23 protein-coding genes are annotated in these 26,990 nt (G+C 72.0%); 14 read left to right on the forward strand and 9 right to left on the reverse strand.

Annotated elements, in window-relative coordinates:
* Positions 1 to 202 precede the first annotated feature (202 nt).
* The gene (locus O3597_RS24075) at positions 203 to 883 is read left to right on the forward strand and encodes a trypsin-like serine protease (protein ID WP_093403817.1); all 681 of its coding nucleotides are present in this window, start codon (positions 203 to 205) and stop codon (positions 881 to 883) included.
* Positions 884 to 908: 25 nt separating this feature from the next.
* A complete protein-coding gene (locus tag O3597_RS24080; RefSeq protein ID WP_164446666.1) occupies positions 909 to 1,472 on the forward strand; it encodes a YbjQ family protein in 564 nt (187 codons plus the stop codon).
* A gap of 105 nt (positions 1,473 to 1,577) precedes the next feature.
* Here O3597_RS24080 and purB read toward each other — a convergent pair whose 3' ends face one another.
* The gene (purB, locus tag O3597_RS24085; protein WP_281602466.1) at positions 1,578 to 3,002 is read right to left on the reverse strand and encodes an adenylosuccinate lyase; all 1,425 of its coding nucleotides are present in this window, start codon (positions 3,000 to 3,002) and stop codon (positions 1,578 to 1,580) included.
* 96 nt (positions 3,003 to 3,098) lie between these two features.
* On the opposite strand from purB, the gene O3597_RS24090 reads away from it, so the two are divergent.
* The gene (locus tag O3597_RS24090; RefSeq protein WP_164446670.1) at positions 3,099 to 3,353 is read left to right on the forward strand and encodes a hypothetical protein; all 255 of its coding nucleotides are present in this window, start codon (positions 3,099 to 3,101) and stop codon (positions 3,351 to 3,353) included.
* Positions 3,350 to 3,694 carry a type II toxin-antitoxin system PemK/MazF family toxin gene (locus tag O3597_RS24095; RefSeq protein ID WP_164446672.1) on the forward strand — a complete coding sequence of 115 codons (345 nt, stop codon included), beginning with the start codon at positions 3,350 to 3,352 and terminating at the stop codon, positions 3,692 to 3,694. The genes O3597_RS24090 and O3597_RS24095 overlap by 4 nt, the downstream gene beginning before the upstream one ends.
* Before the next feature lie 27 nt (positions 3,695 to 3,721).
* On the opposite strand, the gene O3597_RS24100 is transcribed toward O3597_RS24095, so the two are convergent.
* Positions 3,722 to 5,014, reverse strand: a complete 1,293-nt coding sequence (locus O3597_RS24100; RefSeq protein WP_164446674.1) for an acetyl-CoA C-acetyltransferase — start codon at positions 5,012 to 5,014, stop codon at positions 3,722 to 3,724.
* A 54-nt stretch (positions 5,015 to 5,068) separates the two neighbouring features.
* On the opposite strand from O3597_RS24100, the gene O3597_RS24105 reads away from it, so the two are divergent.
* From O3597_RS24105 to O3597_RS24135, 7 genes are all read left to right on the forward strand, one after another.
* Complete coding sequence (locus tag O3597_RS24105) at positions 5,069 to 6,442, forward strand: 3-oxoacyl-ACP reductase (RefSeq protein ID WP_281602467.1); 1,374 nt, start codon at positions 5,069 to 5,071, stop codon at positions 6,440 to 6,442.
* Between the two features lie 272 nt (positions 6,443 to 6,714).
* Complete coding sequence (locus O3597_RS24110; protein ID WP_235944631.1) at positions 6,715 to 7,596, forward strand: MaoC/PaaZ C-terminal domain-containing protein; 882 nt, start codon at positions 6,715 to 6,717, stop codon at positions 7,594 to 7,596.
* 84 nt (positions 7,597 to 7,680) lie between these two features.
* The gene (locus tag O3597_RS24115; RefSeq protein WP_281602468.1) at positions 7,681 to 8,433 is read left to right on the forward strand and encodes an NUDIX domain-containing protein; all 753 of its coding nucleotides are present in this window, start codon (positions 7,681 to 7,683) and stop codon (positions 8,431 to 8,433) included.
* A complete protein-coding gene (locus O3597_RS24120) occupies positions 8,430 to 9,404 on the forward strand; it encodes a serine/threonine protein kinase (RefSeq protein ID WP_281602469.1) in 975 nt (324 codons plus the stop codon). The genes O3597_RS24115 and O3597_RS24120 overlap by 4 nt, the downstream gene beginning before the upstream one ends.
* Positions 9,405 to 9,414: 10 nt before the next feature.
* Entirely contained in the window at positions 9,415 to 10,374 is a 960-nt protein-coding gene (locus O3597_RS24125) for a hypothetical protein (protein ID WP_281602470.1), read from the forward strand.
* Between the two features lie 119 nt (positions 10,375 to 10,493).
* Positions 10,494 to 11,786, forward strand: a complete 1,293-nt coding sequence (locus O3597_RS24130) for an adenylosuccinate synthetase (RefSeq protein WP_281604625.1) — start codon at positions 10,494 to 10,496, stop codon at positions 11,784 to 11,786.
* Positions 11,787 to 11,840: 54 nt separating this feature from the next.
* Positions 11,841 to 12,455, forward strand: coding sequence for a DedA family protein (locus O3597_RS24135; RefSeq protein WP_281602471.1), 615 nt, complete (start codon positions 11,841 to 11,843; stop codon positions 12,453 to 12,455).
* Between the two features lie 11 nt (positions 12,456 to 12,466).
* On the opposite strand, the gene O3597_RS24140 is transcribed toward O3597_RS24135, so the two are convergent.
* The gene (locus O3597_RS24140; RefSeq protein ID WP_216592742.1) at positions 12,467 to 13,105 is read right to left on the reverse strand and encodes a TetR/AcrR family transcriptional regulator; all 639 of its coding nucleotides are present in this window, start codon (positions 13,103 to 13,105) and stop codon (positions 12,467 to 12,469) included.
* Between the two features lie 67 nt (positions 13,106 to 13,172).
* On the opposite strand from O3597_RS24140, the gene O3597_RS24145 reads away from it, so the two are divergent.
* The 3 genes from O3597_RS24145 to O3597_RS24155 are packed head-to-tail and all read left to right on the forward strand — an operon-like array spanning position 13,173 to position 16,405.
* Complete coding sequence (locus tag O3597_RS24145) at positions 13,173 to 13,625, forward strand: SCP2 sterol-binding domain-containing protein (RefSeq protein WP_093403799.1); 453 nt, start codon at positions 13,173 to 13,175, stop codon at positions 13,623 to 13,625.
* 1 nt (position 13,626) lies between these two features.
* A complete protein-coding gene (locus O3597_RS24150; protein WP_164446683.1) occupies positions 13,627 to 14,841 on the forward strand; it encodes an acyl-CoA dehydrogenase family protein in 1,215 nt (404 codons plus the stop codon).
* 1 nt (position 14,842) lies between these two features.
* A complete protein-coding gene (locus O3597_RS24155; RefSeq protein WP_164446684.1) occupies positions 14,843 to 16,405 on the forward strand; it encodes an AMP-binding protein in 1,563 nt (520 codons plus the stop codon).
* An 87-nt stretch (positions 16,406 to 16,492) separates the two neighbouring features.
* Here the strand turns inward: O3597_RS24155 and O3597_RS24160 are convergent, their stop codons facing one another.
* From O3597_RS24160 to purD, 6 genes are all read right to left on the reverse strand, one after another.
* On the reverse strand, positions 16,493 to 21,574 hold the full coding sequence (locus O3597_RS24160; RefSeq protein ID WP_281602472.1) for a DNA repair ATPase: 5,082 nt from the start codon (positions 21,572 to 21,574) through the stop codon (positions 16,493 to 16,495).
* Positions 21,567 to 23,588, reverse strand: a complete 2,022-nt coding sequence (locus O3597_RS24165; RefSeq protein ID WP_164446685.1) for a flotillin family protein — start codon at positions 23,586 to 23,588, stop codon at positions 21,567 to 21,569. The genes O3597_RS24160 and O3597_RS24165 overlap by 8 nt, the downstream gene beginning before the upstream one ends.
* Positions 23,589 to 23,730: 142 nt before the next feature.
* On the reverse strand, positions 23,731 to 24,363 hold the full coding sequence (locus O3597_RS24170; RefSeq protein WP_164446687.1) for a hypothetical protein: 633 nt from the start codon (positions 24,361 to 24,363) through the stop codon (positions 23,731 to 23,733).
* 117 nt (positions 24,364 to 24,480) lie between these two features.
* Entirely contained in the window at positions 24,481 to 25,077 is a 597-nt protein-coding gene (locus O3597_RS24175) for a hypothetical protein (protein WP_281602473.1), read from the reverse strand.
* Positions 25,074 to 25,577 (reverse strand): sigma-70 family RNA polymerase sigma factor, encoded by a 504-nt coding sequence (locus O3597_RS24180; RefSeq protein WP_281602474.1) that lies wholly within the window; start codon positions 25,575 to 25,577, stop codon positions 25,074 to 25,076. Before O3597_RS24180 ends, O3597_RS24175 begins: the two co-directional genes overlap by 4 nt.
* Before the next feature lie 160 nt (positions 25,578 to 25,737).
* On the reverse strand, positions 25,738 to 26,988 hold the full coding sequence (gene purD / locus O3597_RS24185) for a phosphoribosylamine--glycine ligase (protein ID WP_281602475.1): 1,251 nt from the start codon (positions 26,986 to 26,988) through the stop codon (positions 25,738 to 25,740).
* Positions 26,989 to 26,990 lie beyond the last annotated feature (2 nt).

Here is a 26,990-nt window from a genome sequence, read left to right on the forward strand (position 1 = left end):
CGATCGATCGCGGGTGGCCTGGCGACGGGAAATCGAGCTGTTACATCACCTTGTTTCAATGAACCTCTTGTGAAACACCTCACCGGGCCCTACGGTACATCGTCAGACGTCGATGTAACGACGTCGCGGTGGCGGATCACCCCCGTCCGTCGCCGCAGGCCGGCCCGGTGAACCCGGGTCCTGGGAACCCCGAAGGAGTCCCATGCGCATCCGATCCCTGATCGCGGTCCTCGCCACCGCCATGGCCGCGGTGATGGGCGCCAGTTCAGGCGCCGTCGCCTCACCCGTCGCTCCCCTCATCATCGGCGGCGGCACCGTCTCCTCGGCGCCGTGGGCCGCCGCGGTCTTCAGCAACGGCTCGTTCACCTGCTCCGGCACGATCATCGCCCCGCAGTGGGTCCTCACCGCTCGGCACTGCCTCGGCGGCTCGATGTCGGTCCGGGTGGGCAGCGTCTACCGCTCCTCCGGTGGTGTCACCCGCACGGTCAGCGCCACCTACGGCCGGTACGACCTGGCCCTGATGCGCCTGTCCAGCTCGGTGAGCACCAGCTACGTCACGCTGGCCTCAAGCAACCCGCCGGTCAACTCGACCAACTCGATCTACGGCTGGGGCATGACCTGCTACAGCGGCTGCTCGGCGTCGAGCCAGCTCAAGACCGCGAGCGTCCGGGTCACCAGCACGAACGTGAGTGACGCGTACGGCGGGCAGGCGATCCGGAGCACCCGGATCAACGGCAACGCCTGGCGTGGCGACTCGGGCGGCCCGCAGTTCTACAACGGCCAGCAGGTCGGGGTGGCCTCCACCGCCGACGGCCAGAGCATCCAGAACTACGGCAGCGTCGCGTACAACCGTGCCTGGATCCGGTCCGTTTCCGGCGTCTGACGCGTTAGCGCCCGTGGCGGCGCGGATGGTGGGCCCTGCGCCTGCCGTCCGCGCCGCGCGGTTTTTCAGCATCCGGGCAGGTGAACAAGGCTCACGATGTACCGCACCCGGGCCTGCCAGCATCGGAATCGTGCTGGTCGTGACGACGGATCAACTTCCCGGCTACGAGATCCGCCAGATCCTCGGCGAGGTGGTCTCCTCCATGGCCAGAACCCGTAACCCGTACCGCGAAGGGGTGAAGAACCTGCGCGGTGGCGCGTACGACCCGATGGCGCCGGACAACCTCACCCGCTGGCGTACCGACTCGGTGGCCCGCCTCGGCGAGGAGGCCCGGCGGCTCGGCGCGAACGCGGTGGTGGGGATGCGGTTCGACAGTCGCGACTGCGGCGAGATGTGGATGGAGATCTGCGCCTACGGCACGGCCGTCATCGTGGTCCCCAAGGTCCCCGACGTGATGCCCCCCGACCAGCCCCTGGTGGCTGCCGAGACCGCCCAGGAACCAGCCTTCGCCGAGGAACCTGGCAAGATCGCCGAGCCCCCCAGCGCCCCCACCCTCGGCACCGCCCCCGAAACCCCCACCCGCGACTAACCCCACCCCGCCTCAGCCGCGTCGATCATGAAGTTGTTGCCATCCCGCCCGGCGTGGCGCGACAACAACTTCATGATCAACGAGAGATGTCCCCGGGGCGCCGAGTTAGAGGATGGGGGGTGGGGAGTAGGCGGCGGCCTGGGGGTGGGACTCGACGATTTTGGTGATTCGTGCGGTGACTGCCTGGATCTGGGCGGGGGTGGCGCCTACGAAGGCGGCACGGTCGGCCACCAGGGCGTCGATCTCGGGGCGGGACAGGCCCAGGCGAGGGTCGGCGGCCAGACGGTCGAAGAGGTCGTTGTCGGGGGTGCCCTGCTCGCGCATGGCCAGGGCGACCGCGACCGCGTGCTCCTTGATCGCCTCGTGGGCGGTCTCCCGACCCACGCCCCGGCGCACCGCCGCCACCAGGATCTTCGTGGTGGCCAGGAACGGCAGGAACCGCTCCAACTCCCGGTTGATCACCGCCGGGTACGCGCCGAACTCGTCGAGCACGGTCAGGAACGTCTGGAACAGCCCGTCGGCGGCGAAGAACGCGTCCGGCAGGGCCACCCGGCGCACCACCGAGCAGGAGACGTCACCCTCGTTCCACTGGTCACCGGCCAGCTCGCCGACCATCGACAGGTAGCCCCGGATGATCACCGCGAAGCCGTTGACCCGCTCCGACGAGCGGGTGTTCATCTTGTGCGGCATCGCGCTGGAACCGACCTGGCCGGGCTTGAAGCCCTCGGTGGCCAGCTCCTGACCGACCATCAACCGGATCGTGGTGGCCAGCGACGACGGTGCCGCGGCCACCTGAGCCAGCGCGGAGAGCACGTCGAAGTCGAGCGAACGCGGGTAGACCTGCCCGACGCTGCCCAGCACCCGACTGAAGCCGAGGTGCTCGGCGACCCGGTGCTCCAGCTCGGCCACCTTCGCCGCGTCGCCATCGAAGAGATCGAGCTGGTCGGCGGCTGTGCCCACCGGCCCCTTGATCCCCCGCAACGGGTACCGGACGATCAGGTCCTCCAGCCGCTCGTACGCGATCAGCAGCTCCTCGGCGGCCGACGCGAAGCGCTTGCCCAGCGTGGTGGCCTGCGCCGCCACGTTGTGCGATCGGCCGGCCATCACCACGTCGGCGTACTCGTGGGCGTGCCAGGCGAGCCGGGCCAGCGTCGCCACCACGCGGTCCCGGATCAGCTCCAGCGAGCGGCGCACCTGGAGCTGCTCGACGTTCTCGGTGAGGTCCCGGGAAGTCATCCCCTTGTGCACGTGCTCGTGCCCGGCGAGCGCGCTGAACTCCTCGATCCGGGCCTTCACGTCGTGCCGGGTGACCCGCTCCCGTGCGGCGATCGAGGCGAGGTCGACGTCGTCGAGCACCCGTTCGTACGCCTCGACCACCCCGTCCGGCACCGGCACGCCCAGCTCCCGCTGCGCCCGGAGCACGGCGAGCCAGAGCCGTCGTTCCAGCCGGATCTTCTCCTCCGGCGACCAGAGGGTGACCAGCTCGGGCGAGGCGTACCGGTTGGCAAGCACGTTAGGGATCGTCGTCACCCCGCCATTCTCGCGATCCCGCGGCACAGGTGGCCGGGCGGGTACCGGGGTGATGTCACCCCACCTCGTTCGTTTACGGCGACGTATACTCGATGGATGACGACGATGATGCGGGTCAGTCCGGAGACGCGGGAGCAGGTGCTCCGGGTCGCAGCCGAGGACTTCGGCGGGGTGACCGCCGACGAAGCGGTCAAGCGTCTGCTCGAAGAGCACTGGCGGGTCAAGGCAGTCGCCGCGATGGATCACTATCGGGCAGCCGACCCGGACGGCTGGGCGGAGTATCTGGTCGAATCGGAGGGGTGGCACCGGACCGACGCGCCCGTCAGCGACCCGTGGGACGAGCAGGAGTGACCCGCGTTCGCCCCTGGGAGATCTGGTGGCTCGACTTCGACCCGACTGAGGGCCGTGAGCAGGCCGGGCAACGTCCGGCCCTGGTCGTCTCGTCCCGTTTCCATCTTGATCTGACCGCAGGCGCATTGGTCAGCGTGCTGCCTCTGACGACCCGGGAGCGACCCGGCTGGCTACACCGGGTGGCGATCGAGGTACCGGGCCGTAAGGCAGGGTGGGTGATCACCGAGCAGGTGCGGACGGTGTCGGCGAACCGGCTGACCGGTCGCGGGCCCGTGTATCGACTGCGCTCGGAGCAGGTCAACGACGTGCGTCGGGTACTCCGGCAGATGATCGACCTTTGAGCCGTCCGCCAACCTCCCGGCCCGGCCTTATCGCTCCAGGATGGCGGTGACGCCCTGGCCGCCGGCGGCGCAGATGGAGATCAGGCCACGTCCGCTGCCCTTCTCGGCCAGCAGTTTGGCCAGGGTGGCGACGATCCGGCCGCCGGTGGCGGCGAACGGGTGACCGGCGGCCAGCGACGAGCCGTTGACGTTGAGCTTGTCGGTGTCGATGGCGCCGAGCGGGGCGTCCAGGCCGAGCCGGTCCTTGCAGAACTCCGGTGACTCCCAGGCCGCCAGGGTCGCCAGCACCTGCGAGGCGAACGCCTCGTGGATCTCGTAGTAGTCGAAGTCCTGGAGGGTGAGCCCGGCCCGGTCGAGCAGCCGGGGCACCGCGTACGCGGGCGCCATCAGCAGCCCCTCCTCGCCGTGCACGAAGTCCACCGCGCCCGTCTCGGACCAGGAGAACCAGGCCAGCACCGGCAGGTTGTGCTCGCGCGCCCAGTCCTCGCTGGCCAGCAACACGGTGGAGGCGCCGTCGGTCAGCGGCGACGAGTTGCCGGCGGTCATGGTGGCCCGTTCGGCGTCCGGCCCCTTGGCGCCGAAGACCGGCCGCAGCGTGCCCAGCTTCTCCAGGGTGGTGTCCGGGCGCAGGTTCTGATCGCGGGTCAGCCCCAGGTAGGGGGTCATCAGGTCGTCGAAGAAGCCCTTCTCGTACGCGGCGGCCAGCCGCTGGTGCGACCGCAGCGCCAACTCGTCCTGCGCCTGCCGGTCGACGTTCCAGCGCAGCGCGGTCTGCGCGGCGTGCTCACCCATCGACAGGCCGGTACGCGGCTCGGCGTTGCGGGGGATCTCCGGCCGGAACGGCTGGGCCGGGCGCAGTTTCGCGGCGATCCGTAGCCGCTCGCCGAGGCTGCGGGCGGAGTTCAGCTTGAGCAACGTGCGGCGCATGTCCTCGTTGACCGCGAGCGGAGCGTCGGAGGTGGTGTCCACGCCACCGGCGATGCCGACGTCGAGCTGACCGAGGGCGATCTTGTTGGCGACCAGGATGACGGCCTCCAGGCCGGTGCCGCAGGCCTGCTGGATGTCGTACGCCGGGGTGCGCGGGTCGAGCTTCGAGCCGAGCACCACCTCACGGGTGAGGTTGAAGTCCTTCGCGTGCTTGAGCACCGCACCGGCGACGACCTCGCCGACCCGCTGCCCGGCCAGACCGAACCGGGCGATCAGCCCGTCCAGGGCCGCACCTAGCATGTCGGAGTTGGAGGCGCTGGCGTAGCGCGAGTTGGAGCGGGCGAAGGGGATCCGGTTGCCGCCGATGATCGCGACCCGTCGAACGTTTTGCACGATCCGCCTCCTCGAAAGTGTTGCCCGCACCTTACTCACCAGTAGGCTACGCCTATGACCGACAGGTATGCGAGCTTCGTCCAGTCGGGGGCCGGGCGGGCGCTGGTCAAGCGCCTCGGGCTGCCCGACCCGCCGCGACTGCGCCGGCACGCACCCGGCGAGCCGATTCTGCCCGGGCTGGTCCTGCTCGGTGCCGCCCCCGGCGGGCGGCTCGCCGAACCGGTCGGCAAGGCCCTGGCCGCCGCCGGGCTCGCGCTGCGCGACCCGGCCACCGCCGTGCCCGATCCGGCAACCGGTCGTACGCCGGAAAGTGCCGCCCTCGTCTTCGACGCTACCGGCATCACCGAGTCGTCCCAACTGCGCCAGCTCTACGACTTCTTCCACCCGCAGGCCCGGGCGGTGCAGCCCAGCGGCCGGGTGATCGTGCTGGGCACCCCGCCGGCCGAGTGCGGCACGCCCCGCGAGGCGACCGCCCAACGGGCGCTGGAGGGGTTGACCCGCAGCATCGGCAAGGAGTTCGGCCGGGGCATCACCGCACAGCTGGTGTACGTCACGCGCAACGCCGACGAGGGGACCTGGACCAGCCTGGAGGGGACCCTGCGGTTCCTGCTGTCGGGCCGTTCGGCGTACGTGTCGGGACAGGTGATCCGGGTCGGCGCTGGCCAGGCCACCGCTCCGGCCGACTGGGACCGCCCTCTCGACGGGCAGGTGGTGCTGGTCACCGGTGCGGCCCGGGGCATCGGTGCGGCGTTGGCCCGGGTGCTGGCCCGCGACGGGGCGACCGTGGTGGCCCTGGACGTCCCGGCCGCCGGGGACGAGTTGGCCGCGGTGGCCAACGAGATCGGCGGCAGTGCCGTGCAGCTCGACCTGACCGCCGCCGACGCACCGGCCCGGCTCGCCGAGCACCTGGCCAACCGGCACGGCCGGGTGGACGTGGTGGTGCACAACGCCGGCATCACCCGGGACAAGACCCTCGGCCGGATGGACGCCGACCGGTGGGACCAGGTCATCGACGTCAACCTGTCCAGCCAGGAGCGGATCAACGACCTGCTGCTGGAGCGCGGGCTGATCCCGGCCGGCGGGCGGATCATCGGCGTCTCCTCGATCGCCGGGATCGCCGGCAACCGGGGCCAGACCAACTACGCCACCAGCAAGGCCGGCGTCGTCGGGCTGGTCGACGCGCTCGCCCCGGCGTTGCGCGAGCGGCAGATCAGCGTCAACGCGGTCGCCCCCGGATTCATCGAGACCCGGCTGACCGCCCGGATCCCGTTGGTGCTGCGGGAGGCCGGCCGCCGGATGAACAGCCTCTCGCAGGGCGGGTTGCCGGTGGACGTCGCCGAGACCATCGGCTGGCTCGCCTGGCCGGCCTCCGGTGCGGTCAGCGGCAACGTGGTCCGGGTCTGCGGACAGAGCCTGCTGGGGGCGTGATGGCCAGACGTAGACGTGGCGACGAGCCGGCCGACGACCTGTCGGTCGGCGAGCTGATCGACGGGCCGACCGAGATCCTGACCCCGGAGATCCGGGCTGCCGCGCTCGCCGGCGCGGCAGGCGACGCGGACCTGGAGCAGACCCGCGACCTGTCCGGGCACGTTCCGGCCGGTGGTGGCGACGCACCGACCGTCTCACCGACGGCGGATCCGGCGGCGTCAACGTCCTCCGGCGCGCGCCCGACCGGCACCAGCGGCGGCGTCCCGACCGGCCTGACGGCGAGCGGGCATCCGGCGGCTCGGGCCCGGGTGGAGTTGCCCCGGTTGCCGGCGGCCGGGCCGTTGTACCGGCGGGCGTTGCTGAACGCGGTGCCAGGGCTGGGTGGGCGGCGCGGTGAGACGGTGCCGGCGGTGGAACTGGCGGTGAGTGGCGTGCCGGTGGATCCGGAGCGGCTGGCCGACTACGACCGGGTCTGCGGGTTCCGCCTCGCCGACCGGCTGCCCGCGACCTTTCCGCACGTCCTGGGCTTTCCGCTGGCGCTGCGTCTGATCACCGCGCCGGAGTTTCCGATCCCGCTGACCGGGGTGGTGCACGTCGGCAACCGGATCACGGTGCGCCGACCGGTCACCGTCACCGATCGGCTGGACTTCACCACCTGGGCGGAGAATCTGCGTCCGCACGACCGGGGGCGGCAGGTGGACGTCGTACTCGTCGGGTCGGTCGATGGGGAGGAGGTGTGGCGCGGTGTCTCGACGTACCTCGGCCGGCAGCGCACCCCGGACGGCGGTGAGCGGCGCGACCACGGTGAGCGGCCCCCACCGCCGGCCGCCACCGCCCGCTGGCAGGTCACGCCCCGGGTGGGTACGGACTACGCGCGGGTCTCCGGCGACCACAACCCGATCCACACCTCGCGGCTGGGCGCACGGCTGCTCGGCTTCCCCCGACCGATCGCGCACGGCATGTGGAGCAAGGCACGGTGTATCGCGGCGCTGGAGAGCCGGCTGCCGGACGCGTACACGGTGGACGTGGCGTTCAAGCTGCCGGTGCCGCTACCCGGCACGGTGGCCTTCAGCGCCACCGCGCTCGATTCGGGCTGGGATTTCAGCCTGCACGACCGGCGGGGCCGCCCACACCTGGTGGGCACCATCCGCTGAGCGGGGCCGGGCACTTGCCCGGCCCTGTCTTTTCCGCTAGGTTATTCTCAAGTCGAGATGTTCTCAGAATGAGAGTTACCAGACGTGAACGAGCAGGATTTCCTCGCCGCCTACGACCCGCACGCCTACCCGGCGGTCGCGGTCACCGTCGACGTCGTCGCCCTGACCATCCGCGACGGCGCTCTGCACCTGCTGCTGATCCGCCGGGGCGAGCAGCCGCACGCCGGCCTCTGGGCCCTTCCCGGTGGTTTCGTCCGGCCGGACGAGGACCTGGTGACCGCCGCCCGGCGAGAGCTGGCCGAGGAAACCGGTCTCGCCGGCGAGCCCCTCCGTCGCGTCCACGTCGAGCAGTTGGCCTCCTACGGCGCGCCCGACCGCGATCCCCGGATGCGGATCGTCTCGATCGCCCACCTCGCCTTCGCGCCCGACCTGCCGGACGCGACGGCCGGCACCGACGCCGACGAGGCGGCCTGGGTGGCGGTCGCCGAGCTGACCAACCGGCAGCTCGCCTTCGACCACGGCCAGATCGTCGCCGACGGGCTGGAGCGGGCCCGCTCCAAGCTGGAATACACCCCGCTGGCCACCCGCTTCCTCGCACCCGAGTTCACCATCGGCGAGCTGCGGGCCGTCTACGAGACGGTCTGGGGGCACCAGCTGCACGCCGGCAACTTCCACCGCAAGGTGCTCTCGGTGCCGGGCTTCGTGGAGAGCACCGGCGCCAGCACCGAACGCGGCGGCACCCGGGGCGGCCCGCGTGCCCGGCTCTACCGGGCCGGTGACGCGCGGCTGCTGCACCCGGCGCTGCTGCGCCCGGCGCGCGAGGAGACGGTGCGATGACCACCGACGAGGCGATCCGCCTGGTGACCACCGCCCGTGACGACGACGAACTGTTCGGTGGCGACGCGCCGGAGCGGCGCTACCGGGAACTCGTCGGCGCCCTGCACCCGGACCGGCTCGGCTGGGCCGGTCCGGGGATCCGGGCCGCCGCCACCGCCGCCTTCCTCCGGGTCACCAGCCGCTGGCGGGCCCGGCGGGTCACCGTGCTGCACGGTTACCGGTGCGGGCGGCCCGCGTACTCCGGCGACCTCGCCGACCTGTACGACGTCGGTGCGGACCGGCTGCTCAAGTTGCCGCGCGACGCGGCCGACAACGACCTGATGGTGCGCGAGCAGCACGCCCTGCGCACGCTCGCCGAACGGGGTGCCCCGCGCTGGCTGCCGTACGTCCCCCGGCTGGTCGACAGCTTCACCCACCGCGACGCCGACACCGGTGCGGAACGCCGGATCACCGTGCTCGGCACCGCGACAGGGCTGCACAGCCTGGTCGAGGTGCGGCGCGCCTATCCGGACGGGCTCGACGGCCGGGACGTGGCGTGGATGTGGCAGCGACTCCTGGTCGCCCTCGGCCTGACCCACCGCGCGGGTCTGGTGCACGGTGCGGTGCTGCCGTCACACGTGCTCATCGACCCCGACGCCCACGGCCTGGTGCTCGTCGACTGGTGCTTCTCCACCGCGCCGGGCGGCCGGGTGCCGGCGATGGTGCCCGACCACGACACCTGGTACCCGCCCGAGGTGCCCGACCGTGGCCCGTGCGGGCCCGGCACCGACATCTTCATGGCCACCCGCTGCATGACCTGGCTGCTGAACCGCGACGCCCCACGCCGGCTGCTCGACTTCGCCCGGGGCTGCCGGCAACGGTTCCTGCGGGCCCGCCCCGACGACGCCTGGCTGCTGCTACGCGAACTGGACGAGGTGCTGCACCGCCTCTACGGGCCGCGCACCTTCCGTCCCTTCACCCTCAACCCCTAAGGAGGCTGCCATGGGCAGCGGAGCATGGTCCACCGATGTGTACGACGCCGCCGACCGCTACCGCCGGGCCACCGGCACCAGCGCCTTCTCCTACAGCGACAGCGGAGCCCGGGTGGTGCACCCGGCGCTGGACCCGCGCGGCGCGGTCCGGGAGAGCCGGGACAGCGCGGAGCACCCGCAGTCGACCCCCGTCGCGGTCCTGTTCGACGTGACCGGCTCGATGGGGCACGTGCCCCGCGTTCTCCAGGCCAAGCTGCCGCAGTTGCTGGGGCTGCTGCTGCGCCAGGGCTACGCCCGCGACCCGCAGATCATGTTCGGCGCGATCGGGGACGCCACCTGCGACCGGGTGCCGTTGCAGGTGGGGCAGTTCGAGTCCGACAACCGGATGGACGACGACCTCGGCCGGATCGTGCTGGAGGGTGGCGGTGGCGGCCAGATGCGGGAGTCGTACGAGCTGGCGCTGTACTTCATGGCCCGGCGCACGGTCACCGACAGCTGGGAGAAGCGTGGCCGGCGGGGCTACCTGTTCGTGATCGGCGACGAGCTGGCGTATCCGCGGGTGAAGACCGGCGAGGTGAGTCGACTCGTCGCGGACGACCTGCGCGAGGACGTGCCGGTGCGGCAGATCGTCGACGAGGTCACCCGCCGCTGGGACACCTACTACCTGCTGCCCGCCGGCAGCCACTACGCCGGCAACCGCCGGGTGCTCGACTTCTGGCGTGACCTGCTCGGCCAGCACGCTTTGGAGCTGGACGACCTGGCCGCGGTCTGCGAGACCATCGCGCTCACCGTCGGTCTCGGCGAACAGGCGATCGACCTCGACCAGGGTCTGCGGGACCTGGACCGGGCCGGCTCGTCCGCCACCGGCACGGTGTCGAAGGCGCTCGCCCGGTTGGGCGGGAGATCGCGGGCCGAGGTGTCGGAGCTGCCGACGGGTCGGACCACCGGTCGCGGAGTGGTCCGGCTGTGACCCGGACGGCGGCGGGTGTGGTCCCGGGTGGCCCGGTGACCGGCGAGCCGGCGGATGCCGTGGCGGGTCGGTGGTCGACGGGCGGGCCGGCGGCGAGGGGGCCGCGCGGCCAGCACGTGATCGTGGTCGACCTCGGGTACGGCGACGCGGGGAAGGGCACCGTCGTGGACTGGCTCTGCGCGACCCGGCCGGTACGGACGGTGGTGCGGTTCAACGGGGGCGCGCAGGCGGCACACAACGTCGTGCTGCGCGACGGCCGGCACCACACGTTCGCCCAGTTCGGCGCGGGCACCTTCCGGCCCGGGGTACGCACCCACCTGTCCCGGCACGTGGTGGTGGACCCGCTGGCCCTGGCCGCCGAGGCGGACCACCTCGCCGCCGTCGGGGTGCCCGACGCGCTCGGCCGACTGACCGTGGACGGTGCGGCGCTGCTGGCCACCCCGTACCACCGGGCCGCCAACCGGGCCCGGGAGCTGGCCCGCGGAGCCGACCGGCACGGTTCCTGCGGGCTGGGGGTGGGTGAGGCCGTCGCGTACGGTCTCGCCCACCCCGACCAGGCGCCCCGGGTGGCGGACTGCCGCAGCCCGGAGTTGCTGCGCCGCCGGCTGACCGTGCTGCGGGACCGGCTCAGCGCCGAACTCGGCCCGCTGGACGCCCCGCCGGTCGCCGACTGTCTGCCCGCGTACCGGGCCTTCGCCGAGCGGGTGGAAATCGTGGACCGGGGCTGGCTCGTCGCGGAGCTGCGCGCCGGCACCTGCGTGTTCGAGGGCGCGCAGGGGGTGCTGCTGGACGAGTGGCACGGCTTCCACCCGTACACCACGTGGAGCACCACCACCGCCGCCAACGCGGAGGCGCTGCTGGCCGAGGCGGGGCTGGCCGGGTCGGCGACCCGGCTGGGCGTGCTGCGTACGGTCACCACCCGGCACGGGCCGGGTCCGCTGGTGACCGAGGATCCGGCGCTCGGGTTGACCGATCCGCACAACCCGACGAACCCGTGGCAGGGCCGTTTCCGATTCGGCCACTTCGACGCCGTCGCCCACGCGTACGCCCTGGCGGTCGCCGGTGGGGTCGACGGCCTGGCGCTGACCCACCTGGATCTCGTCGGTCAGGGTCTCGACCTGCGGATCTGCCACCGCTACACCGACTCGGACGGGCTGGTGCCCGGCCCACCCGGCGACCTCGACCGGCAGGCGGCGCTCACCACCCGCCTGCTGCAGGCCAGACCGGTGTACGACCGCCCGTCGCCGGTCGACTGGCCCACGGCGGTGGAGCAGACGCTGGGCGTGCCCGTCGTGCTCACCTCACACGGTCCCACCGCCGAGGACAAGCGGGTGCGGGCGGTTCAGCTCGACGCCGCCCGTTCCGACCGCGGCACGGTCACCCGGTCGGCGGTGGGTGGAAGGCCCCATTAGCGGTGATCCGTCCGTCCCGCCCCGATGTCCCCGCCCGACGGCGAGCATGTAGCCATGGAGGCCGCGCTCGACCTGCTCCGGCACACGCTCACCTCGCCGTGGGTGTATCTGCTGCTGTTCGGGCTCACCGCCGTCGACGCGGTCTTCCCGCTCGTGCCGGCCGAGGCGGCGGTCATCACCGTCACCGTCCTCGCCACCGGCGGCGAGCCGAATCTGGTGGTGGTGTTCATCGTGACCATGCTCGGTGCCGTGCTCGGCGACCACATCTCCTACGCCATCGGGCGCGGCGGCGGCTCCGGTCGGCTGGATCGTTCGCCGGAGAACAGCCGACGCCGGGCCGGATCGCAGTGGGCGCGGCGGGCGGTGTGCCGGCACGGCGGCGTCATCCTGACCTCCGCCCGGTACCTGCCCGGCGGGCGGACGGCGGTCACCCTGACCATGGGGGCGGTGCGCTACCCACTGCGCCCGTTTCTGCTCTACGACCTGATCGGCGGCGGCACGTGGGCGCTGTACTGCGTGCTGCTCGGCCTCGTCGGCGGGCTGGCCTTCGAACGCGAGCCGATCTACGGCATCCTGGCCGGCATCGGCCTGTCGATCGCGGTCACGTTGCTGGTGCAAGTGGCACGCAGGCTACGCCGCCGCGCCCACCACCGGGCCGCCCGGCGCTGAGGCCCGGCCGGTCAGGCCACGGGCGGATGCCAGGTCAGGCCGTGCAGCAGTTGCCCGGCGCCGAGCCAGGCGACGTTCATCATCTGGGTGGCGGTCTTCTCCGGGTCGGCCTCCGGATGGTCGGCCAGCCAGTCGGCAAGTGACTCGCTCGCACCGACCAGCGCGTACGCGACCACCTCCAGCTCGGTGTCGGCCACCTCGCGCCCCTCGGCGCGCAGCGCGTGGTCGAGCATCCCGGCGACCACCTCCACCAGCCGGGCCCGCATGACGGTCAGCTCACGCGCGAAGGGCTGCTCGGCGCGGGCCTGCCGGTAGAGCACCGCCCAGCCGTCCCGGTGCGCGCCGACGAAGCCGAGGAAGGCACGTAACCCGCGCCAGAGTCGCTCGTCGGCGGGCAGGTCGGGGGCGGCGGCACCGGCGATGGCCTCCACCATCCGGGTGCCCTCGCGGTGCAGACAGGCGACGAAGAGTTCCTCCTTGCTGCCCAGGTACGCGTACACCATGGGCTTGGAGATGCCCGCCACCTCGGCGATCTCGTCCATGCTGGCACCGTGGTACCCACGCCGGGAGAAGATCCGTACCGCGGAGTCGAGCATCTGCTGCTGCCGTACGGCGCGCGGGAGGCGCTTGAAGGCGGGACCGGTGGACACCTTGCGAGCATACCTACTCGTGCGTAAGGTTACGCACGAGTAGCCAATGTCCGAGAGGTGCCTTCCCATGACTGACTTCGACCCGGCCAACTTCGCCAACGTCGGCCCGAAGGAGTTCGCCCAGCTCGTCAAGAACACCCCGGAGAGCAAGCTGGCCGAGGTGATGTCCGGTGACCTGCGCGGCAAGATCCTCGGCGAGGTCTTCGGGCGGATGCCGCAGCTGTTCCGCGCCGACCGGGCCGGCTCCACCAACGCCGTCATCCACTGGAACATCACCGGCGCCCCGGACGGCGGTACCGACACCTACGAGGTGGTCATCGCCGACGGCACCTGCACGGTCAACGAGACCCCGCAGCACGACCCCCGGCTCAGCCTGACCATGGGCCCGGTCGAGTTCCTGAAGATCGTCTCCGGCGGCGCCAACCCGGTCATGATGTTCATGACCGGCAAGCTCAAGGCCAAGGGTGACCTGGGCCTGGCCGCCAACATCGCGAACCTCTTCGACATCCCCAAGGCCTGACATGGCCGAGTTCTCGCTCGACCTGAACGAGGAACAGCGGGATCTACGGGACTGGGTGCACGGCTTCGCCAGCGAGGTCGTGCGCCCAGCCGCGGCCGAGTGGGACACCCGCGAGGAAACCCCCTGGCCGATCATCCAGGAGGCGGCGAAGGTCGGGCTCTACGGCTTCGAGTTCCTCGCCACCTGCTGGGCCGATCCCACCGGGCTGTCGCTGCCGATCGCCAGCGAGGAACTGTTCTGGGGCGACGCCGGCATCGGGCTGAGCATCTTCGGCACCTCGCTGGCGGTCGCCGCCATCTACGGCGCCGGCACCCCGGACCAGCTCGTCGAATGGGTGCCGCAGTGCTTCGGTGACGTCGACTCCCCGGCCGTCGCCGCCTTCTGCAGCTCGGAGCCGGAGGCCGGTTCGGACGTCGCCGCCATGCGTACCCGGGCGACCTACGACGAGTCCACCGACGAGTGGGTGCTGCGCGGGCAGAAGGCGTACGCCACCAACGGCGGGATCGCCGGAGTGCACGTGGTGACCGCCTCCGTCGAACCGGAACTGGGCTCGCGGGGACAGGCCGCGTTCGTCGTACCACCGGGCACCGCCGGCCTCAGCGCCACCCGCAAGCTGCGCAAGCTCGGCCTGCGCGCCTCACACACGGCCGACGTCTTCCTCGACGACGTCCGGGTACCGGGCCGGTGCCTGCTCGGCGGCAGGGAGGCGTTGGCGGAACGCCTGGCCCGCGCCCGCACCGGGCAACGCGCCTCCGGCCAGGCCGCGATGCGTACGTTCGAGCTGTCCCGACCCACCGTCGGCGCGCAGGCGCTCGGCGTGGCCCGGGCCGCCTACGAGTACGCCCTGGACTACGCGAAGGAACGCGTCCAGTTCGGTCGCCCGATCATCACCAACCAGGCGGTCGCATTCACGCTCGCCGACATGAAGATGGAGATTGACGCCGCGCGGCTGCTGGTCTGGCGGGCCTCCTGGATGGGCCGGAACAACCGACCGTTCACCGCCGGTGAGGGCTCGATGTCCAAGCTCAAGGCCGGCGAGGTGGCCGTCTCGGTGACCGAGAGGGCGGTCCAGCTGCTGGGTGGTGCCGGCTTCCTACGGGACCACCCGGTCGAGCGCTGGTACCGGGACGCCAAGATCTACACCATCTTCGAGGGCACCTCGGAGATCCAGCGGCTGGTCATCTCCCGGGCGATCTCCGGGATGCAGATCCGCTGACATGGATCTGCCGTTCATCGTCACCACGCTGACCCGGCGGGGCCTGCTCGCCCCGGGTCGTCCGATCCGCGTCGCATCGCAGCTCAGCGCGCTACGCAAGTGGGGTTGGAGCCTCGCCGGTGAACTGCGCCAGGCGGCGGCCCGGGACCCGGGCCGGGTCGCCGTCATCGACGAGCAGGGCACCGAGCTGACGTACGCCGAACTGCTCGACCGGTCCATGCGGCTCGCCCGCGCGCTGCGTGCCGCACTCGGCGTCCAGGCCGGCGACCGGATCGCCGTGCTCGGTCGCAACCACCCGGGGCTGATCGAGACCATCGTCGCCGCCACCCTGCTGGGCGCGGACGCGGTGCTGGTCAACACCGGTCTCTCAGCGGCGCAACTGGCCACCGTGGCGCAGGAGCAACGACTGCGGATCCTGGTGCACGACGACGAGTTCACCGAACGGACCCTCGGGCTGCCGGCGGACCTGCACCGCCTCGACGAGCAGGCCCGAAACGAACTGATCGACACCGCGCTCCCCGGCGAGCTGCACCCGCCCGAGCGGGACGGCCGGATCATCGTGCTCACCTCCGGCACCACCGGTGCGCCCAGGGGCGCCCGCCGACCCACCCCGAACGGCTTCGGCCCGCTGGTCTCCATCATCGACCGGATCCCGCTGCACGTCCGGGACCGGGTGCTGATCGCCGCCCCGATCTTCCACACCTGGGGGTACGCGGCCCTACAGGTCTGCTTCGCCCTGCGGGCCACGATCGTGCTGCACCGACGCTTCGACCCGGCCGCCACCCTCGACGCCCTGGTGCGGCACCGCTGTCAGGCACTGTTCGCGGTGCCGGTGATGCTGCAACGACTGATTGAGCTGCCGCCGCCGGAGCACCGACCGCCGCTGAAGGTGGTCGCGGTGAGTGGCTCGGCGCTGCCCGGCGGGCTGCCGGCGGCGTTCATGGACACCTACGGCGACGTGCTCTACAACCTCTACGGATCGACCGAGGCGTCCTGGGCTTCCATCGCCACCCCCGCCGACCTGCGCCGGGCACCCACCACCGCGGGCAGGCCGCCGCACGGCACCCGGCTGGAGATCGTCGACGACGACGGTCGACCGGTGGCCGCCGGCCGGGTCGGGCGGATCCTGGTCGGCAACGAGATGCTCTTCGAGGGCTACACCTCGGGCGCCGACCGGGCTCGGCACGACGGCCTGCTGGACACCGGCGATCTGGGCCGGGTCAACACCGACGGACTGCTCTTCGTGGACGGCCGCGCCGACGACATGATCGTCTCCGGCGGGGAGAACGTCTTCCCCGCCGAGGTGGAACAGCTGCTCACCCAGCTCCCCCAGGTGCGCGAGGCCGCCGTCATCGGCGTACCCGACCCCGACTACGGCCAGCGGCTCGCCGCCTTCCTCGCGCTGTACCCCGGCGAGACCCTCGACGCCGAGGCGGTCCGCGAGTACGTCCGGCACTACCTGGCCCGTTTCTCGGTGCCCCGCGACGTCGTCTTCGTCAGGTACCTGCCCCGCAACGCCACCGGCAAGGTGCTCACCCGCGAACTACGCCGCTACTACGGCTGACGTCGGCAGAGGTACCACGACTTGCGGCAACCCGGGCCATCACCTCGGCGGGAAGGCCCCACTTGCCGCAAGTCGTGACGTCGGGGATCAGCGGTCGGTGGCGCGGCCGATGGCGGCGGCGACGCCGCCGACCCGGTCGGCGAGCAGGCCGAGCGCGCCGACCGCCCGGTCGACCGGGTCGTCGCCGGTGCCGCCGAGCGCCCGCGAGCGCTGGAAGGCGTCCTTCACCTCGGCCCAGCGGGCGGCCTGCTCCGGCGTGAGCCGACCGCGTAGCTCGGCGAGCTTGAGCAGGTTGGCCTCCGCGCCGGCCGCCAGGGTCTGCGCCTCACCCAGGTAGTGATCGTCGATCACCGCCTCCAACTCCTCGTCGGTGAGCACCGGGACGATCCGTTCGGCCAGCTTGTTCATGTTCCGGTACGACCCCTGTAGCTGGAACGGCGGTTCGGTGCGGGCGTCGTCGGACTGCGCCGCCGAGGCGATGTACGCCTGGTTGTTGGCCAGCACCACCTGCTGCACCCGCAGCAGCTTGCGCAGCACCGAGACGACCTGCTCCAGCTCCACCGGCTGGTACGGGTGGGACAGCTGGTCGGCGCGGACCGTGTCGTCGCCCCGAGCCATCCGCACCAGCAGCTCCAGGTCGGCCCGGTCCCGACCGGACAGCGGTGCCAGCACCGGGTTCGCGGTGAGCGCGTTCTCGACGTAGCTGAGCGCGAAGACCTCCTCCCGGCCGGAGAGCACGTCGCCGAGGTTCCACACGTCGGCCCGGTTGGCGAGCATGTCCGGCACCCGGAAGCGCCGGCCCGACTCGGTGTACGGGTTGCCCGCCATGCACACCGCGAACCGCTTGCCGCGCAGGTCGTACGTCCGGGTCCGGCCCTCCCAGACGCCCTCCATCCGGCGTTGCCCGTCGCAGAGCGAGATGAACTTCTGCAACAGCTCCGGGTTGGTGTGCTGGATGTCGTCGAGGTAGAGCAGCACGTTGTTGCCCAGCTCCAGGGCGAAGGAGATCTTCTCGACCTCCTGCCGGGCGGTGGCGTCTGGCGCCTCCGCCGGGTCCAGCGAGGTGACCTTGGTGCCCAGGGCCGGCCCGTTGACTTTGACGAAGACCAGGCCGAGCCGACTGGCCACGTACTCCATCAGGGTGGTCTTGCCGTAGCCGGGCGGTGAGATCAACAGCAGCAGGCCGGACTGGTCGACCCGCTTGCCGTCGCCGGTCGCGCCGAGCTGCCGGGCCAGGTTGTCGCCGATCAGCGGCAAATACACCTCGTCGAGCAGCCGGTTGCGGACGAAGGCGTTCATCACCTTCGGCCGGTACTCCTCCAGCCGCAGTCGCTCCCGCTCGACCTCCACCAGCGCGTTGCGTCGCCGCTGGTAGTCCCGGTACGCCGGCACCAGGTCGGTGCGGAACGTGCGGGTCCGGGCCAGCATCTCGTCCAGCCGTACGTCGAGAGTGGAGCCGTCGATGCGCGGATGCGCGCCGAGCAGGCCGCCGACCGTTTCCGTCATCGTCGCCGCGCTGTCCTCCCGCGCCAGGTCGGGGCCGCACAGCTCGACGGCGACCGCCTCCGGCAGGTCGTAGCCGGACAGGCCGCCGTCGTCGGTGGCCAGGAAGGCGGTCAGCCACGCCTCGATCAGCTGGTATCGGCCGGCCAGGTCGTCACCGAGCGCCCTCAGGTCGTCGTCGAACTCGCGGGAGGAACGGGACTGCGGGCCGCCGAGCGCCCGGCGGAACCGGTCCAGCAGGGCACGCGCCCCACCGCCGGTGACGAACCGCACCGGCGGTGCGGCGAGTTCGGCGAACAGGTACTCGCCGGCGAGCGCGGTGCCGCCGGGCGGCACCGGCAGTCCGGCGTCGCGCAGGAACACCTCGATCGCCTCGGCCAGTTGGCCGCAGAGCTGGTCGGTGGCGTCCGCGCCGTCAGGGCGACCGAACCGCGCCCGGGCCCGGGCCAGCGAGGCGGCGCGTGCCGTCCAGGTCGACCGGGCCGACTCGTCGGTGGCGTACCGCCAGAAGAGTTGGGCGGCGGCGCGGTCGGCCGGCGGGTAGCGCAACAGCCCCGCGCCGGCGTGCAGGCGCAGCAGTACCCGCAGGATCTCGGCCGCGTCGTGGTCGTGCACGCCGCGCTCGTAGCCCTCGTCGTAGCGGGTCTCGGCGATCCGCCGGACCAGTTCCCGCAGCCCGTCGACGTCCACCGCCGCCGTGTGCAACTCGTCCAGTCCGGGGCCGTCGCGACCGGCCTCGGCGGCGGCCAGGATCGAGGTGGCCAGGTACTCGGCCCGGTACACCTGCGCCGACTCGGAGACCAGCAACTGGTCCCAGAACCGTCGGGTCTGCTGGAACTCCTCGTCGCGTACCGGGGCGCGGTAGTCGGTGCCGGTCACCGCCACCACCATCCGGCCCTCGGCTGGCACCACCGCCACGTCGATCGGTTGGGTGTTCACCGCGAAGCGGTGCCGACCCAGCCGGATCGTCTCGCCGCCGTCGGCGTACAGGTCGAGCCGGTCGCGCAGGCCACGCCCGGCCTCCTGGCGGGCGGCCCGGACCCGGCCGTCCAGCTCCTCGGCCCGCACCGCGTCGCCGAGGGTACGCAGCTCCTCGACCACCGCGCGCAGCTTGTCCACCATCGGATCGGCCGCGAAGTAGGTGTTGATGTCGTCGAGCGAGCCGAGGGTGCCGGCTCGCCGGTGCACGCTGACCAGGATCCGTTCGGCGGAGGCGACGAGCCGGTCGGCGCGGCGGGCCCGCTCGTCGAGCAGCGCCTGCTTACGGGAGGAGAACGCCTCGTAGATGTCGGTGCGCCGGGTGGCCAGTTCGGCGAGGAAGTCGTCGAACTCGCCGAATCGGGACTCCAGCTCCTCCACCCGCAGCAGCAGCCGGCCCAGTTGCTCGTCGCAGCGCTCGGCGGTGTCCGCCGCCGCCAGCGCCCCGGTGACCGCCTGCCCGAGCAGGGCGAACTCGGCGGCGAAGCCGGCCCGGCCCTCCGCGGCGGCCAGCTCCCGGCGGCGCTTGTCCAGCACGGCGCGGGCCCGGTTGACCGCGCCCAGCACCTCACCGACGCGGCCCAGGATGCCGGTGCGGACGGTCGCGTCGGCGATGTCCAACCCGCCGACCACGTCGGTGATGGTCTGTAGTCCGTCGGTACGCGCGGCCAGCTCGTCGTGGACGGTGCCCGCCTCGGCCACCGTGCCGATCTCGGCGGCCTTCGTGGCGAGCCGCGCGACCTCCTGCTGGTAACCGGTGAACGCCTCGTCGCGGCGCAGGAACTCCACCGCCCGGCGACCGGCCACCGCCAGTTCCTCGTCGAGTCGACCGGCCAGCTCGTCGATCCGGGCGTGGTCGACGTAGCGCAGCTCCCGCAGCGTCTCCAGGTGCCCCCGGGCGCGGCGCAGGCCACCCAACTGGGTGACCCAGTCGTCGGCGGTCAGCGGCGCCTCGCCACGCGCCCGACGGGCCAGCGAGGCGATCTGCTCGGCGCTGTCGTCCAGTTCGGCACGGGCCCGCTCGGTGAGGGTCCGGACCTTCTCGTGCTCCTCCAGCACGGCCGCGGCGGTGCGACGCAGCCCGGCCAGCGGGGTGGCCAGGTCACCGAGGTCGTCCTCGCCGAGCCAGTGGTAGTGGTCGGTGATCCGGGCACAGGCGGCGAGCAACGCGTCGTAGACCTCGGCGGTGGCGGTGCCGTCGACCATCCGGGCCGCCGAGAGGCAGTCGGAGATGCCGCGTACCAGGTCGGCGTTGCCGATCCGCTCCAGCGGCCCGGTGCCGGCCGGCTGCGCCGCCGCGTACGCGTCCGAGACGTACGGCGTCTGCCAGACCTGCATCGGGTGGACCCGGGTCGGTTCCTCGGACACGGCCCGGAACACCACGAGGGTGCCGTCGTCGAACAGCGAGAAGCCGTGGCACGGGATCGGTGCGGCCACCTCCTTGCGGATCGCGTTGTACGGCAGCAGCAGGCTGCGGCCGTCGGCGCGGGCATGGAAGACGTAGAGCACGTCCTCGCCGTTCGGCGAACGCACCACCCGCTCGAACTCCAGCTCCGACACGTCGGTGTCGAACGTCCTGGTGACGCCGGTGACCAGGTGGTATCCGCCCGGAAAGATGATGCCGTGGTCCTCGGGGAGCCGCTGGCAGGCGACGCCGATGCCGTCGAGCCGGACCACCTCCCGGGTGAGCGTGTTGAACACGAGGTGCCGCCACTGCGTCTCCTTGTACGGCCGCAGCCGCAACAGGATCAGCGGCCCCACCCGGGCCCAGTGCACGTCGGCGTCGGCGAGACTCTGCAACGGCTCGTCCACCGGCTCGCTGTAGACGCCCTCGCCGACCTCGGTGTTGTTCTCCACCTTGACGGTCAGCGTGCCGCCGACCGTCTCCACGAAGACCTGGCCGTCGATCGAGATGTGCGGATGCCGGCCGAGGACGTGGTCCTCGCGGGTCGTCTCGGTCCACTCGAAGTCGTGTGACGGCGGGAAGACGTGGTCCCGCTCGCCCCGGCTGTCCAGGTACTCGGGCACCCCGTCGACGCCGACCCGCCACCGCAGCACCCGGATGTCCTCGGTGCGCGGACCGGTCTGGAACACCGCCAGCAGCCGACCGTCGACCCGACGCAGCTGCAGCAGGCGGGCCTGCCGGTAGTAGCGGTACAGCTCACCGAAGTCGCGGACGAACTGCGGGTCGCGGAGCAGGCCGGGCAGCTCGTCGTGGCCCGCCTCGTCGAACCGGAACCCGGCCACCTCCGGTCCGTCGTCACCGCCTTCGCCGGCTTCTCGGGACTCGCGACCGAACCGGTGCAGCGAGAAGACGTCGTCGACGGAGGTCTCCGGCTTCAACCCGATGAACACGTTGTAGCCGAACAGCATCAGCCCGCCCACCGAGACGATGTCCCGGGGTACGCAGTTGTGCTCCGTACGGATCCGTTCGGTGCTCAGCAGCCGCAGCTCGGTGCTGCCGAAGACCTCCAGCCGCCGGGCGTTGAGCGCCTCCGCCCGGCGGGCCAACTCGCCTGCCTGGGTGGCGAGCCGCCGACGCAGCACCTCGTAGCTGCCGTCGTCCAGGCCCGGCCGGGTGCCGACGTCCGCGGCTCCCGGCCCGGTCGGGTCCGAGACGGCCGGGGCCGGTCCGGCGTCGCCGGGCGTACGCCCGACGGCGGCCGGACCGGTGGTCGGCTCACTCACCGGCGCGCTGCCGTGGGCCGGTCAGGGCGGCGACCGGGGTCTCCGCCACGCCGAGGCGCTGCGCGGCCTTCAGCAGTTCCTGGAGCTTGCCCTTGTCCCCGCCGCCGGAGCGCATCTGCTGCATCAGGAACGCCGAGAGGGTGAGGTTCTGCACGTCGGCGCTGTCGATCGAGCCGACCATCCGGGCCAGGTCGTCGGTGAAGCTGGCGCTGCCGTCCAGCCACGGCTGGGCGAGGTTCTTCGCCACGTCGGAGTGGGCCACGAAACCGTCCACGCTCTTGCCGTACGAGATCGAGCTGAGCAGCCGGTCGAAGAAGATGCTGTCGCCGCCGACGATGTCGATGTTCGCCTTCTCCAGGCCGGTGGCGACCAGCTTGGCCTGCGCCTCGGCGACCTGACGCTGGGTGTCCAGCCCGGCCAGCCGGACCTCCTTCTCCAGTTCCAGGCGCAGCCGGTACTCCTCGTGCTCCCGGGTCGCGTCATCCAGCGCGGCCATCGCGGCGGCCTTCTCGGTGAGACCTTCGGCCTCGCCCTTCAGCTTCTCGCGTACCGCCTCGGCGGCGGCCACGGCCTTCTCCCGCTCGACGGCGGCCTCGGCCCGTCCGACCTTCTCGATCGCCTCGGCGCTGCGCTCCTGGACCTGCACCTCGGCCAGCCCGGCCGCGGCCGCCTCGGCCTGGACGCCTTCGGCCAGCCGGATCTTCGCGCGGGTGTCCAGCTCGGCGGCCTGCTGCCGGGCCTCGGCCAGCACCAGTTCCTCGCGGGCGCGGTGCTTGGCCGCCGCCTCGGCGGCCTCCGCCGCCTTGATGTCCTTGACCAGGTTCTCCTGCGCCTCGGCCTCGGCCTGGATGACAAGCGCCTGCCGGGTCCGCTCGGCCTCCTCGACCACCCGCAGCCGCTTGATGTTCTCCTCCTGCTCGGCCACGGTCTTCTCCACCGCGATCCGCTCCCGGATCACCTCGGCGATGGCCCGCTTCTCGGCCTCGACCTCCTTGTCCTTCGCGATCGTGCTCAGCTCGGTCTCCCGGTCCCGGCCGATCACCTCCAGCAGGCGGTCCTTCTCGATCCGCTCGGTCTCGATGGCGATGACCCGCTCACGGTTCTTCTCGGCGACCGCGATCTCCCGGGCCCGGTTCTCGTGCTGGATGCCCAACTGCTCGTCGGTACGGATGTTCGCCGTCTCCGCCCGCAGGCGCTCCTCCGCGCGTACCCGGGTGACCTCGGCCTCTTCGCGGGCCCGTACCGTCTCGATCTCGCGGCGCTGCTTGGCCTCGGCGTCCGCCTGCCGGCGCTCCAGCTCCAGAATCGCCTCCCGAGCGTCGACGTTCTGCCGGGTGATCTCCTTCTCCTCGCTGCGGCGGAACTCGTTGGTCCGCACGTGCTCCAGCGCGGTCAGCTCGGTGATCTTCCGGATGCCCTGGGCGTCGAGGATGTTCTTCGGGTCGAGCTGCGCCATCGGCGTCTGCTCCAGGAAGTCGATCGCCGCGTCCTCCAGGCTGTAGCCGTTGAGGTCGGTGCCGATCACCCGGATGATCTGGTCCCGGAACTCGTCGCGCTTGGTGTAGAGGTCGACGAAGTCGAGTTGCTTGCCGACCGTCTTGAGCGCCTCGGAGAACTTCGCGTTGAACAGCTCCTGGAGGGTTTCCCGGTCGCTGGCCCGCGCGGTGCCGATCGCCTGCGCCACCTTGATGACGTCCTCGACGGTCTTGTTCACCCGGACGAAGAAGGTGATCCGGATGTCCGCCCGGATGTTGTCGCGGCAGATCAGACCCTCGTTGCCGGTCCGTTCGATGTCGATCGTCTTGACCGAGATGTCCATGATCTCGGCCTTGTGCAGGACGGGCAGCACGACCGCGCCGGTGAAGGTCACGTCGACCCGCCGCACCTTGGACACGATCAGGGCCTTGCCCTGCTCGACCTTGCGGAACAGCCGGCTGACCATGAACACCACGCCGAGCGCGACGAGCAGGACAACGGCGAGGAGTACGCCTATACCGGTGGTGATGACATCCATGGCTGGGCGCGCGTGCGATGGCGACCGGCCGAGAAGGCCGGACGGGACGCCGCGCATCCTCCTTTCGGGGCGGCTCAGGGGCAGCGTGGGGCGGGCCGGCCGAAGGGGGTTGACCGGCCGCGCTCGGCGGGTTGGTGGTGAACTATTCGGGAACGTGTCTCAGCGGGTCGAAGGCGGGTCCGGCGGGCATCACCCAGAAGAACTCGCCGTCGGTGTCGTAGTCGTAGATCAACGCGGAGCTGCCGGCCGGCATCCGCTCGTCGCCCGGTTGCCGGATCTGCACCACCGCCGACGAACCGTCGGCCGCGGTCACCTCGGCCTGACCGAAGTCGGCGGTGACCGTACCGGTGCGTACGACGCAGAGGCGGCCGACGAAGGCGTGCCGGGTGGCGTCCGTCTCGGTGGGGAAGAGTCGGCTCAACGGCACCGCGACCAGCCGGGTCACCAGCCACGCGCAGGCCGCGGCGCCCAGCAGGACACCGACCGAGACGGCTATCCGGGTGCCGGAACCGAGCCCGAGGCCGTCCAGCAGGGCGGTGCCGGCGAGACTGACGAACCAGGCCACCGCCACGAGCAGGGAGAAGATGACGGCACTGGGCACACCGCCCAGGCCGAGACCGGCAAGTACGGTGCCCGGTACGCCGTCGACGTCGAGGTCGTCGCCGAGATCCAGCACGCCGGTCAACACCAGCAGCCAGTAGCCGACGACCACCACCAGAAGGAAGCTGAACAGCACGGTCGGAAAGCTGAGCGCCGCGCCGAGAAAGCCGGTCACCGCGTCCTCCTTCCCCGTCCCGGTGGCCCTGGCCGGCCACCGGCACGATGATCGTGACACGGGATGTCAACGGCCCACGGTGGCCGATCGGCCGGTCCAGCCGGCCTGAACGGTCGCCTAACCGAGATTGGCCTCGATGAGGGCGTCCAGCGTCGACCACCGGGTCTTTGCATCTGCTGCCGTCACCGCCAGGAACCAACAGCGCCCGTCCGGTGCCCACGCCGACAGGTACGCCGTGGACGTCGCCGGCTCGTCCGTGGCCAGCACCTCGGCACTGGTCGGGACGGTCACCTCGCGCGGTGTGCCGGGCAGGCCCGGTGGAGCCTCGAAATCGGTCACCGCCACCACCCGGGAAACCGGGCCGGCGCCCTCGTACGCCGACCGGGTGCCGGCCGGCACCACCTCCGGCCGGGCCATCCGCAGCACCGCGTTGGTGGCGTCGACCGGCAGCAGATCGGGCGGCAGGCCCCGCAGCTCGGGTGCGACCGGGCTGGCCGGAGGCCCGACGGAGGACGGCGAAGGTTCGTCGTGCCGTGCCGTCGCGGCCATGACCACCGCCAAGCCGACGACCGCGCACGAGGCGAGCGCGGCGGCGGTGGCCCGCACCCGGCGGCGATGGCGCAGCCGGGCCCGCACCGCCGGCAGCGGATCCGGCGCGGGCGCCCCGGGCTCGGTGGTCCACACCCGACGCAGCGCGTCCCGGACGTCGGTCATCCTGCCGCCTCCATCTCCGGGCGTACCCGGGCGATCGGCAAGCCGTCCCGCACGGTGCCGAGGGCGCGATGACGCAGCGATCGGACGGTCCCCGGGCGGCGCCCGATCGCCGCCGCGATCGACTCGTCGTCCAGGTCGTCCAGGTAGGTCATGACCAGTACCACCCGCTGCAACGGGGCCAGCCCGGCGAGCAGGCGGCGCAGGTGACCGTCGTCCACCCGACCGACCTCGGCACCCACCGGCCTTCCGGCGGTCGGCAGCGACCGGACCCGACGGGCGATCCTCCGCAGCCGGCTCACGTGCAGCCGGACCATGGCGACCTTCGCGTACCCGAGCGGACTGCCGTCGGCCAGGAGCCGATGCCACGACGTGGCCACCCGCACGTAGGTCTCCTCGAGGAGTTCCTCGGCCTGGCCCGGATCGGCGGTGACGGCGCGGGCGTACCGACGCAGCGTCGGTGCGGATTCGCGTACGAACGTCTCGAACTCGTCGGCGTCCATCCCACCTCCCTCACCGGTTAGAGACGCCACCACCGATGCGTCGAGTTGCCGTGTCGGCGGTTGGTTTTCCGACGCGTCACGGCACCGGTGGAACGAGCACCCTCGGCAACGGTAGGCATACCGACAGTGTCCCTTATCGACCTGCCCCGGCACCTGCCCATCAGCCGGGCAGGGTGATCCGGCCGTCGATGGCGGTGGCGGCGATGTCCCGGCGGTAGTGCGATCCGGGCAGCTCGATTCCGCGTACCACCTGGTAGGCGGCGTCGCGGGCGGCGGCCAGGTCCGGGCCGGTGGCCGTACCACAAAGGACCCGGCCGCCGGCGGAGAGCAGGGCGCCGTCGGCGGTCCGGCGGGCGGTGCCCGCGTGGATCACGCCGGGCTGTTCGCCGCCGGTGATCACGTCGCCGGTACGCGGCCCCGCCGGATAGCCCTCGGCGGCGACCACCACCGTCACCGCGGCGCCGGTACGCCAGCGCAGCGGCGGATGGTCGGCCAGAGTGCCGGTGGCGGCGGCGTGCAGCAGCCCACCCAGCGGCGTCTCCAGCAGCGCGAGCACCACCTGGGTCTCGGGGTCACCGAAGCGGGCGTTGAACTCGATCACGCGGGGGCCGTCGGCGGTGATCGCCAACCCGACGTAGAGCAGGCCGGAGAAGGGCGTGCCCCGGCGGCGCATCTCGGCGAGCGTCGGGTGCACCACGTCCCGCATGACCTCGTCCACCAGATCCGGCGGCGCCCACGGCAGCGGCGCGTACGCTCCCATGCCGCCGGTGTTCGGCCCGCTGTCACCGTCGCCGACCCGCTTGAAGTCCTGCGCCGGCAGCAGCGGCACCGCGGTCTCGCCGTCGGTGACCACGAACAGCGACACCTCCGGGCCGGCGAGGTACTCCTCGATCACCACGCGACCGCACTCGCGCGCATGCGCCTCGGCTGCGGCACGGTCGTCGGTGACCACCACGCCCTTGCCGGCGGCGAGCCCGTCGTTCTTGACCACGTACGGCGGGTCGAACCGGTCCAGGGCGGCAGCCGTGCTCGCCTCGTCGGTGCACGGGTAGGCCCGTGCGGTGGGTACACCGGCGGCGGTCATCACCTCCTTGGCGAAGGTCTTGGAGCCCTCCAGGCGGGCCGCCTCGGCCGACGGCCCGAAGACCGCGATGCCCTTCGCCCGAACCGCGTCGGCAACCCCGGCGACAAGTGGCGCCTCCGGCCCGATCACGACCAGGTCCGCGCCCACCTCGACGGCGAGCCCAGCCACCGCCACCGGATCGACCGGATCGACGGCCCGCAACTGCGCCACCGCCGCGATCCCCGGATTACCAGGTGCCGCGATCAGCGCCTCAACAGACGGATCATCGGCCAACGCCAGGGCGAGCGCATGCTCCCGCCCACCACCACCAAGAAGAAGAACCCGCACGC

The organism is Verrucosispora sp. WMMA2044, from assembly GCF_027497155.1.
GTDB lineage: Bacteria > Actinomycetota > Actinomycetes > Mycobacteriales > Micromonosporaceae > Micromonospora > Micromonospora palythoicola.

What these genes read in the sequence shown, in the direction of transcription:
- O3597_RS24075 (WP_093403817.1), top strand. Translation starts at nt 203, where the DNA reads ATGCGCATCCGATCCCTGATCGCGGTCCTCGCCACCGCCATGGCCGCG.
- O3597_RS24080 (WP_164446666.1), top strand. Translation starts at nt 909, where the DNA reads ATGGTGGGCCCTGCGCCTGCCGTCCGCGCCGCGCGGTTTTTCAGCATC.
- O3597_RS24090 (WP_164446670.1), top strand. Translation starts at nt 3,099, where the DNA reads ATGACGACGATGATGCGGGTCAGTCCGGAGACGCGGGAGCAGGTGCTC.
- O3597_RS24105 (WP_281602467.1), top strand. Translation starts at nt 5,069, where the DNA reads ATGACCGACAGGTATGCGAGCTTCGTCCAGTCGGGGGCCGGGCGGGCG.
- O3597_RS24120 (WP_281602469.1), top strand. Translation starts at nt 8,430, where the DNA reads ATGACCACCGACGAGGCGATCCGCCTGGTGACCACCGCCCGTGACGAC.
- O3597_RS24125 (WP_281602470.1), top strand. Translation starts at nt 9,415, where the DNA reads ATGGGCAGCGGAGCATGGTCCACCGATGTGTACGACGCCGCCGACCGC.
- O3597_RS24135 (WP_281602471.1), top strand. Translation starts at nt 11,841, where the DNA reads ATGGAGGCCGCGCTCGACCTGCTCCGGCACACGCTCACCTCGCCGTGG.
- O3597_RS24145 (WP_093403799.1), top strand. Translation starts at nt 13,173, where the DNA reads ATGACTGACTTCGACCCGGCCAACTTCGCCAACGTCGGCCCGAAGGAG.
- O3597_RS24150 (WP_164446683.1), top strand. Translation starts at nt 13,627, where the DNA reads ATGGCCGAGTTCTCGCTCGACCTGAACGAGGAACAGCGGGATCTACGG.
- O3597_RS24155 (WP_164446684.1), top strand. Translation starts at nt 14,843, where the DNA reads ATGGATCTGCCGTTCATCGTCACCACGCTGACCCGGCGGGGCCTGCTC.
- O3597_RS24165 (WP_164446685.1), bottom strand. Translation starts at nt 23,588, where the DNA reads ATGGATGTCATCACCACCGGTATAGGCGTACTCCTCGCCGTTGTCCTG.
- O3597_RS24175 (WP_281602473.1), bottom strand. Translation starts at nt 25,077, where the DNA reads ATGACCGACGTCCGGGACGCGCTGCGTCGGGTGTGGACCACCGAGCCC.
- O3597_RS24180 (WP_281602474.1), bottom strand. Translation starts at nt 25,577, where the DNA reads ATGGACGCCGACGAGTTCGAGACGTTCGTACGCGAATCCGCACCGACG.